This is a genomic window from Micromonospora mangrovicola, from assembly GCF_047200535.1.
Classification (GTDB): domain Bacteria; phylum Actinomycetota; class Actinomycetes; order Mycobacteriales; family Micromonosporaceae; genus Micromonospora.
The window spans coordinates 1-8,545 of the sequence record NZ_JBJZOG010000169.1; the positions used below are offsets into that span (position 1 = coordinate 1).

General features: G+C 69.6%; 9 protein-coding genes and 2 tRNA genes. 4 read left to right on the top strand and 7 right to left on the bottom strand.

Annotated features, from left to right (window positions below; genetic code table 11):
- Positions 1-496: 496 nt before the first annotated feature.
- The gene (locus ACL02O_RS32845; protein ID WP_412822074.1) at positions 497-724 is read left to right on the top strand and encodes a hypothetical protein; all 228 of its coding nucleotides are present in this window, start codon (positions 497-499) and stop codon (positions 722-724) included.
- A gap of 5 nt (positions 725-729) precedes the next feature.
- Here ACL02O_RS32845 and ACL02O_RS32850 read toward each other — a convergent pair whose 3' ends face one another.
- Both ACL02O_RS32850 and ACL02O_RS32855 read right to left on the bottom strand, forming a co-directional pair.
- A complete protein-coding gene (locus tag ACL02O_RS32850) occupies positions 730-1,527 on the bottom strand; it encodes a carbon-nitrogen hydrolase family protein (protein ID WP_412822075.1) in 798 nt (265 codons plus the stop codon).
- Between the two features lie 40 nt (positions 1,528-1,567).
- The gene (locus ACL02O_RS32855) at positions 1,568-2,401 is read right to left on the bottom strand and encodes an EamA family transporter (RefSeq protein ID WP_412822076.1); all 834 of its coding nucleotides are present in this window, start codon (positions 2,399-2,401) and stop codon (positions 1,568-1,570) included.
- Between the two features lie 41 nt (positions 2,402-2,442).
- On the opposite strand from ACL02O_RS32855, the gene ACL02O_RS32860 reads away from it, so the two are divergent.
- Entirely contained in the window at positions 2,443-3,066 is a 624-nt protein-coding gene (locus ACL02O_RS32860; protein ID WP_412822077.1) for a helix-turn-helix domain-containing protein, read from the top strand.
- 24 nt (positions 3,067-3,090) lie between these two features.
- On the opposite strand, the gene clpX is transcribed toward ACL02O_RS32860, so the two are convergent.
- The 5 genes from clpX to ACL02O_RS32885 all read right to left on the bottom strand — a co-directional run bounded on the left by clpX (position 3,091) and on the right by ACL02O_RS32885 (position 7,654).
- Positions 3,091-4,386 carry an ATP-dependent Clp protease ATP-binding subunit ClpX gene (gene clpX, locus ACL02O_RS32865; RefSeq protein ID WP_412822078.1) on the bottom strand — a complete coding sequence of 432 codons (1,296 nt, stop codon included), beginning with the start codon at positions 4,384-4,386 and terminating at the stop codon, positions 3,091-3,093.
- A gap of 211 nt (positions 4,387-4,597) precedes the next feature.
- Positions 4,598-5,260, bottom strand: a complete 663-nt coding sequence (locus tag ACL02O_RS32870) for an ATP-dependent Clp protease proteolytic subunit (RefSeq protein WP_089005657.1) — start codon at positions 5,258-5,260, stop codon at positions 4,598-4,600.
- A gap of 14 nt (positions 5,261-5,274) precedes the next feature.
- Complete coding sequence (locus ACL02O_RS32875) at positions 5,275-5,916, bottom strand: ATP-dependent Clp protease proteolytic subunit (RefSeq protein WP_265010222.1); 642 nt, start codon at positions 5,914-5,916, stop codon at positions 5,275-5,277.
- Between the two features lie 173 nt (positions 5,917-6,089).
- Positions 6,090-7,436, bottom strand: coding sequence for a trigger factor (gene tig / locus ACL02O_RS32880; RefSeq protein WP_412822079.1), 1,347 nt, complete (start codon positions 7,434-7,436; stop codon positions 6,090-6,092).
- Between the two features lie 144 nt (positions 7,437-7,580).
- Positions 7,581-7,654, bottom strand: a tRNA-Pro gene (locus tag ACL02O_RS32885).
- A 272-nt stretch (positions 7,655-7,926) separates the two neighbouring features.
- Here ACL02O_RS32885 and ACL02O_RS32890 point away from each other — a divergent pair.
- Both ACL02O_RS32890 and ACL02O_RS32895 read left to right on the top strand, forming a co-directional pair.
- Positions 7,927-8,000, top strand: a tRNA-Gly gene (locus ACL02O_RS32890).
- A gap of 28 nt (positions 8,001-8,028) precedes the next feature.
- A complete protein-coding gene (locus ACL02O_RS32895; RefSeq protein ID WP_412822080.1) occupies positions 8,029-8,511 on the top strand; it encodes a Scr1 family TA system antitoxin-like transcriptional regulator in 483 nt (160 codons plus the stop codon).
- The last annotated feature ends 34 nt before the right edge of the window (positions 8,512-8,545 follow it).

An 8,545-nucleotide genomic window follows, 5' to 3' on the forward strand; every position in this document is an offset into this window, starting at 1 on the left:
AGAAGCTCTACACCGTAGAACCACCGTCTGGGGCAACCTCTCTAACTTACCCGGCCCGACTTTCGTTGTCAACCTCGTGTTTGAGGTGATCAACTTGGTCAGTCCGAACCACGCTGACGCTCACCGTGACCGGTGATCGTTGCTGTCGTGGGTTCCGGCGGACCGGCCGGCGCCGCTTTCGCGGCCACCCGCCCGGCTCCCTGCCGGCCTTCGAACTCTACCCGGTCGGCTTCGCGATCGCAACTCCGTGTTTCTCGGAGTGTCTCGCACCGCCCGGATCCTCAGTCTGGCTCGGCGTCTCCGCCACCAGCCTGGCGCCCGTTCTCGGCCGGTTTGTCCGGCCTCCCGCGTGCAGAGAGAAAGTTACGCGGACGGCCCCGAGAAGGCAAATCAATGATCGTCATTGGGTCTACGGCGGTGTCCGGTGGCATCCGGACGGCGGAAAGCACCGATCGAAGGGGACCACCGCGGGCCACCGCGTGCCAGAGTGGTCGGCATGGATGACGTGTCCCGGCTTCCGGCGACGACGCTCGCCGAGGAGACCCTGCTCGGCCTCCTGCTGCCGTTCTGGCAGTTGGTCATCGGCGCCTTCGTGGTCTTCGTCGTCCTGGTGTCGCTCAGACGCCTGGCCCAGCGCGGCCCGTCGCGGATGACCACGGCCCTGGTGGTCACCGCCGTCGCGATCGCCGGCTTCACCGTGTTGGGCGTACTGCTGGAGAGCTGACCGCCTCAGAGCCGACGGTTGGCCAGGCTGGGCAGCTCAGCGCGGATCGTCCGGAGCCGGTCCAGATCCAGCTCGGTGACCGCGAGGCCCGGGCCGTCCGGGACCTGGCTGAGCACCGTCCCCCACGGGTCGACCACCATGCTGCGCCCGAAACAGGTCCGCGCCGGCTCGTGGTCGCCGGTCTGACCGGCGGCCGCGACGTAGCACTGGTTCTCGATCGCGCGGGCCCGGAGCAGGACCTCCCAGTGGTCCCGGCCGGTGTGCATCATGAACGCTGCCGGCACCACCAGCAGCTCGGCGCCACCGTGCGTGGCCAGCTGCTGATAGAGCTCCGGGAAGCGCAGGTCGTAGCAGATCGAGAGGCCCACCCGCAGCCCCTCGACGTCGACCACCACCGGCTGGTCGCCCGGCGCGACCGTCGCCGACTCCCGGTACGACACCCGACCGGGAATCTCCACGTCGTACAGATGGATCTTGCGATAACTGGCGGCGAGCGCGCCGTCGCGGTCGAAGACCAGCGAGGTGTTCCAGGTGCGCTCGGGGTCCGGGCCGGCCTCGTGGAACGAGCCGGCGATCACCCAGATGCCGAGCCGGCGGGCCGCCTCGGCGAAGAACGTGCCGACCACGCCGTCCACGAACTCGGCCGGCGGCATCCGCTCACCGAGGCCGAGGTAGTCGACGTACTCCGGGAGGACGGCGAGATCGGCGCCGGCCGCCGCCGCCCTGGCCAGCAGGGCCTCGGCGGCGGCGAGGTTCGCCTCCCGGTCGTCGCGGGCGTTGAGCTGGCAGACGGCGACGCGCATGGGACTCAGCGTACGGGTGGGGGCGCACCGGCGACAGGGCTCAGACGCTCGCCAGCACCAGCGCGCCGACGGCGAAGCCGAGACCGGCCAGCTGCACTGGACGGAGCCGTTCCCGATCGACCCCGAGCGCGAGCAGCACGGTGCTCGCGGGGTAGAGCGAGGCGATGGCGGCGACGATGCTCAGGTGGCCCCGGGCGGCGGCGGCCAGGTAAAGCGCGTTCGCGGCGGAGTCCAGCAGGCCGGCCGCCGCGGCCCAGCCGATCGCTCGCCGCCCGAGCCGCAGGCCCACCCCGGTACGCGCGGCGAGCCCGAGCCCGAAGGCGATCGAGCTGATCCGCACGGCGAGCACGGGCCACATGCCGGCGTCCTCGTCGGCCTGGCCGAGCAGCGCGAAGAAGATGCCGAAGAGCAGGCCCGCCCCGAGCGCCGTGCCGAGCACCCGACTCGACACCCGGCCGGAGACGCCGCCCTCACCGAGGCTGACCAGGGCGATGGCGACCACGGCCAGGCCCGCACCGGAGAGCGCCACGGTGCCCGGCGAGTGGGCGGTGAGCAGTCCGGCGGCGATCGGCACCACCGCCGCGGTGATCGCGGTGACCGGCGCGACGACGGCCATCATGCCGGTGGCCAGGGCGCGGTAGAGCAGCATCACACCGCCGGCGCCGGCCACCCCGGCGAGCAGTCCCCAGCCCAGGTCGAGTGGATGGGGCGTGCCGGGCACCAGGAGCACCAGCGCGACCAGCAGCGGGACGCTGAGGATCTGCGAGACCACGGTGACGGCGACCGGGTCGGCCCGGCGGGATGCCTTGCCGCCGGAGAAGTCCGCCGTGCCGAACGCGACCGCGGACACTGCCGCGAGCACAATGGGGAACATCAGGCAGTCGTACCACAATATTAACCGTGAGGGATAGTGTGATGACCGACGCCGGAGGGCGGGTGAGCGCGGTGACCTCCGCCGTGGCCCGGCAGGTGCACGAGCTACGGGCCGCCCGCGGCTGGTCCTTCGAGGAGCTGGCCGGCCGGTCCGGGGTCAGCAAGGGCATGCTCGTACAGATCGAGGGGGCGCGGACCAACCCGAGCATCGGCACGCTCTGCCGGGTCGCCGACGCCTTCGGGGTGAGCATCGCCCGCCTGCTGGAGCCGGCCGAGGGGCGGACCGTACGTATCTCCGCGAGCGATGAGGCGCCGGTCCTCTGGCGGGGCACCGAGGGCGGCACCGCCCGCCTGCTCAACGGCCTCGGCGAGCCCGACCTGGTCGAGCTCTGGGAGTGGCGGCTGGAACCGGGCGAGGCGCACAGCTCCCCCGACCATCCCCGGGGCACCCGGGAGATCCTGCACGTGCTGGCCGGCACGGCCACCGTGACCGTCGACGGGGTCGAGCACGAGGTACGCGCCGGCGAGACCATCGAGTTCCATGCCGACCGGGAGCACGGCTACCGCACGGCGGGCAGCGGGCCGGTGCGACTGATGATGGTGGTGGTCACCCCGTCGGGCGAGTGGGATCGGCGGACCCGCTCACGCGGACCGCGCCCGAGCTGACCCCGGGCGCGGTCGGAGCGGGAATCAGGCCGACTTCTCCTCGCGTTCCCGGCGGGCCCGGCGGCCGGTGAACTCGCGGGGCACGATCGTCGGATTGACGTTCTCCAGGACGACCTCGCGGGTGATCAGCACCCGGGCGGCGTCGGGGTTGCTGGGCACCTCGTACATCACGGAGAGCAGGACCTCTTCCATGATCGCCCGCAGGCCGCGAGCGCCGGTGCCGCGCAGCATCGCCTGGTCGGCGATGGCCTCCAGCGCGGACTGCTCGAACTCCAGCTCGACGCCGTCCAACTCGAAGAGGCGCTGGTACTGCCGGACCAGGGCATTGCGCGGCTCGGTGAGGATCCGCACCAGCGCGGTGCGGTCCAGACTGCGCACGTTGGTGATCACGGGAAGCCGGCCGATGAACTCGGGGATCAGGCCGAACTTGAGCATGTCCTCCGGCATGACCTGGCTGAAGATGTCGTCCGTCGACCGCTCGGAGACCGACCGGAGCCGGGCGCCGAACCCGGTGCCGCCGGAGCCGGTGCGGGCCTCGATGATCTGGTCGAGCCCGGCGAAGGCACCACCGCAGATGAACAGCACGTTGGTGGTGTCGATCTGGATGAACTCCTGGTGCGGGTGCTTGCGCCCGCCCTGCGGCGGCACGTTGGCCACCGTGCCCTCGAGCATCTTCAGCAGCGCCTGCTGCACACCCTCACCGGAGACGTCCCGGGTGATCGACGGGTTCTCCGACTTACGGGCGATCTTGTCGACCTCATCGATGTAGATGATGCCGGTCTCGGCGCGCTTGATGTCGTAGTCGGCCGCCTGGATCAGCTTGAGGAGGATGTTCTCCACGTCCTCGCCGACGTACCCCGCCTCGGTGAGAGCGGTGGCGTCCGCGATCGCGAAGGGAACGTTGAGCATCCGGGCCAGGGTCTGCGCCAGGTGGGTCTTGCCGCAGCCGGTGGGGCCGAGCAGCAGGATGTTGGACTTGGCCAGCTCGACGCCGTCACTGCCGGAGCCCGGGGCGCCGGCCGCCTCGGCCTGGATCCGCTTGTAGTGGTTGTAGACCGCGACGGCGAGCGCCTTCTTGGCCTGCTCCTGGCCGACGACGTAGTTGTCGAGGAACTGGCAGATCTCCATCGGCTTGGGAAGCTCTTCCCACTTCACCTCGCCGGACTCGGCCAGCTCCTCCTCGATGATCTCGTTGCAGAGATCGATGCACTCGTCGCAGATGTAGACACCGGGACCTGCGATGAGCTTCTTGACCTGCTTCTGCGACTTTCCGCAGAAGGAGCATTTGAGTAGGTCGCCGCCGTCACCGATCCGTGCCACCTACGTTCTCCCTGCACTCGTCGGCCGGAGCGCCGGCCCTGACCTGCTCGGGCGCCGGGCGCCCGTCCTGTCGTCTGACCCTGCCGGTCCGACCCGGCTAGCGGTACAGACCCGACGTTACCCGCTGGCGGGAGTTTCTCCGACCCCCAAAGCGGGTGTGTCAGAGGTCGGCCGGGAACGACGCCCCGGCCGACCTCCGACCTGACCCTGCTCAGCTCGCGGCGTGCGCCGCCAGCAGACCCTTCTTGCGGCTGGTCAGAATGGTGTCGACCAGCCCGTACTCCTTGGCCTCCTCGGCCGTCATGATCTTGTCGCGGTCGATGTCCTTGCGGACCTGCTCGACCGGGCGGTTGCAGTGCTGGGAGAGCATCGTCTCCAGCTGGGTCCGCATCCGCAGGATCTCCCGGGCCTGGATCTCGATGTCCGAACCCTGACCGTACCCACCCTCGGTGGCGGGCTGGTGGATGATGATCCGGGAGTTGGGCAGCGCCATCCGCTTGCCCGGGGTGCCCGCGGAGAGCAGCACTGCCGCCGCACTGGCCGCCTGGCCGAGGCAGACGGTCTGAATGTCCGGGCGGACGTACTGCATGGTGTCGTAGATCGCCGTCATGGCGGTGAAAGAGCCACCGGGCGAGTTGATGTACATGATGATGTCGCGGTCCGGGTCGGTGCCCTCCAGCGTCAGCAGCTGGGCCATCACGTCGTTGGCCGAGGCGTCGTCCACCTGGACACCGAGGAAGATGATCCGGTCCTCGAAGAGCTTGTTGTACGGGTTGGACTCCTTCATCCCGTACGACGTGCGCTCGACGAACGACGGCAGGACATAGCGGTTGTGCACGGCCGCGAACTGGGGCGGCAGGCTCAGGTCGGTCATCGTCAGCTCCTCGATCAGCTCAGGGTCCCGGCGCCTTCCGGAACCTGAGCGGCTCCGGTGATCACCTTGTCGATGAAGCCGTAGTCCATGGCCTCCTGGGCGGTGAACCAGCGGTCGCGATCAGAGTCCGACTCGATCTCCGCGGCGCTCCGGCCGGTGTGGAAGGCGACCCGCTCCTGGAACATCCGCTTGGTGTAGAGCATCTGCTCGGCCTGGATCGCGATGTCGGCGGCCGTGCCGCCCATGCCGCCGGAGGGCTGGTGCATCATGATCCGCGCGTGCGGCAGGGCGTAACGCTTGCCCTTGGTGCCCGCGCAGAGCAGCAGCTGGCCCATCGAGGCCGCCATGCCCATCGCCACGGTCGACACGTCGTTGTCGATGAACTGCATCGTGTCGTAGATCGCCATGCCGGAGTAGACCGAGCCACCCGGTGAGTTGATCCAGAGGTTGATGTCGCGGTCCGGGTCTTCCGCCGCGAGCAGCAGCAGCTGCGCGCAGATGCGGTTGGCGACCTGGTCGGTCACCTCGCTGCCCAGGAAGATGATCCGCTCCTTGAGCAACCGGTTGTAGACCGAGTCGTCGAGGTTGCCAATGGTGTCGCCACCTCGGGCGTCGATCGCCCGGAGCGGCTTCGCTGGGATGTGCATGTCGGTCATGGCAGCCCTTCGCTCTCCGTACCGTCCTACCCGACACTAACCGCTGCACCGGGGGGCGTACTCCCGGTCGGGGCACTGTTCGCTCTCAGCGCAGTCACGCTCGCGGCGTACCCCGAAAAGGGTTTCGGCCGCCGCCCGGCGCGCAGCGCGGGACGGCGGCCGACACCGGACGATCAGTGCTCGTGGTCGTGCTCGGCCTCGTTCTGGGCCCGCAGCGCGTCGAGGGTGACCTCGTTGCCCGCCGAGTCCTTGATCTTGATCTTCTCCATCACCGAGGCGAGCGCCTTGCCTCGGCGGACATCACCGAAGACGGCCGCGGCGGCACCCGAACGGACCAGCTCGTCGTAGTACTGCTGCGGGGCCATGCCGGCGCGCTGGGCGCGGTGCACGATCTCGTGGCCGAACTCGTCGTCCGAAACCTGGACGTCCTCGGCGTCGGCCAGGGTGTCCAGCAGGAGCTGGATCTTGACGCCGTCGGTCGCCGCCTCGGTCAGCTCCGCGTCGATCTGCTCCTCGGTCTTCTCCTCGGCGGCGAGGTACTCCTCCAGGGAGGCGCCGATCCGCTCGAGCTGGTCGACCATGGCCGCCTTGCGGCTCTCGACCTCCTCCTTGACGACACCCTCCGGCGCCGGAACCTCGGCGGCGGCGACGAGCTGCTCGAGGGCCTTGTCCCGGGCGGCGTAGATCTGCTCGACCTGCTTGCCCCGGGTGACCCGCTCGCGCAGGTCGTCGCGGAGCTCCTCGATGGTGTCGAACTCGCTTGCCATCTGGGCGAAGTCGTCGTCGAGCTCCGGCAGCTCCTTCTCCTTGACCGTGCGGACGGTCACCGCCACCTCGGCGTCGCGGCCGGCGTACTCGCCGCCCACCAGCTGGGTGGAGAAGGTGGTGCTGTCACCGGCGGCCAGGCCGACCACGGCCTCGTCCAGGCCCGGCAGGAGCTGCTTGCTGCCGACCTCGTGCGAGATGTTGCTCGCCGAACCGCCCGGCACGTCCTCGCCGTCGACGGTGGCGTTCAGGTCGATCTGGACGTAGTCGCCCTCCTGGGCGGCCCGCTCGACGGTCTTCAGCGTGGCGAACCGCTCCCGCAGGCTGCCGACCTGCTCGTCGATCTCGCTGTCGGCGACCTGGATCTCGTCGACGGTCACCTCGACGGTGGCCGGGTCCGGGAGGGTGATCTCCGGCCGGACGTCGACCTCGGCGGTGAAGTTGAGCGAGTCACCGTCGTTGAACTCGGTGATCTCGACCTCCGGACGACCCAGGGTCTTCAGGTCGTGCTCGCGGACCGCGGCGAGGATGTTCTGCGGAATCGCCTCCTGCACCGCCTCGTTGAGGACGGTGCCCCGGCCGACCCGCTGGTCGATGACGGCGGCGGGAATCTTGCCCCGGCGGAAGCCGGGAACCTGGACCTGCTGGCCGATTTCCCGGTACGCCTTCCTGAGGCTCGGCTCGAGCTCGACGAACGGCACCTCGATGGCGAGCCGCACGCGCGTCGGGCTCAGAGTCTCGACGGTGCTCTTCACAGGCGTACTCCTTGACGGATCTCAGTTGAGTCTGGGCGTGATTACGCGCATCGAGTGTAGGCGAGCCGGCGCGCTGCATCGGCAGCGCCCGGGTACCGCGCGGAAAAATCGGCGGTCCCGGGACGAGCCGGTCGCGTACGACAGTCGGGGTGGCGGGATTTGAACCCACGGCCCCTCGCTCCCAAAGCGAGTGCGCTACCAAGCTGCGCCACACCCCGTGGCGACGAGAAGTGTATGCCGTCCGCGCCCACCCGGCGGTCACCGGGCCGCCCGCGTCCGCCTCCGGGCGCTGGCCGGAGGCTGCCGCGGCAGCGCCCGGAGGCGACAGATTCAGGGGAAGCGTGGCCTCCCGGCGTCGGGAGGGGCCTCTTTCCGGGAAGTTGTGCGGATCAGGGAGAGCCCAGGGCCGGCGCGGCGCGCGGTACGGGGCTGCGCGTCCGGTTCCGGGATTCGGTAGGCTGTCGGCGCGTCCTGCGAAAGCGGGGCGCCTGCGGGCGTAGCTCAATGGCAGAGCTTCAGTCTTCCAAACTGACGGTGCGGGTTCGATTCCCGTCGCCCGCTCCACCAACCTCCGGCCCAGGTCAGAGGCTGTATCCCCCGGTCCTGGGCCGGTCGGCCACTCCCCTGCTTCGATCTTGCGGGCCATCCGTGGGCCACTAGCTGCTCTGGCCGCCCTTGCGCCGGGCCTGCCGGGCGATCCGCCGATCCATGGCCGAGGCGATCTCGCGGTCCCGCTCGGTTCGAGTTCCTACTCGCCGAGCCCGTGCTGCGGTGGCTGATCACCTCGCCCGAGGTCATGCGCGGCCAGCTCGCCCGGCTGCAAACCGTCGTCGGCGTTCCGAACATCCGGTTCGGCATCCTGCCGCTCGGCGTCCCGCTCGCCACCACCCCGCAGAACTCCTTCCAGATGTACGACGATGTCGCCATCGTGGAGACCTTCGTCGGCGAGACCACCTACCGCGACGACGAGGCAGCCACCTACACCAGAGCTATCGAACGACTCTGGCAGGAAGCCGTCACCGGAGAAGACGCCCGGCGAATCATCGTCCGCGCGGCTCAGGACCTCCAGAACTAACGGGGCCCTCGTAACCGATTACCGCCCGATGCTC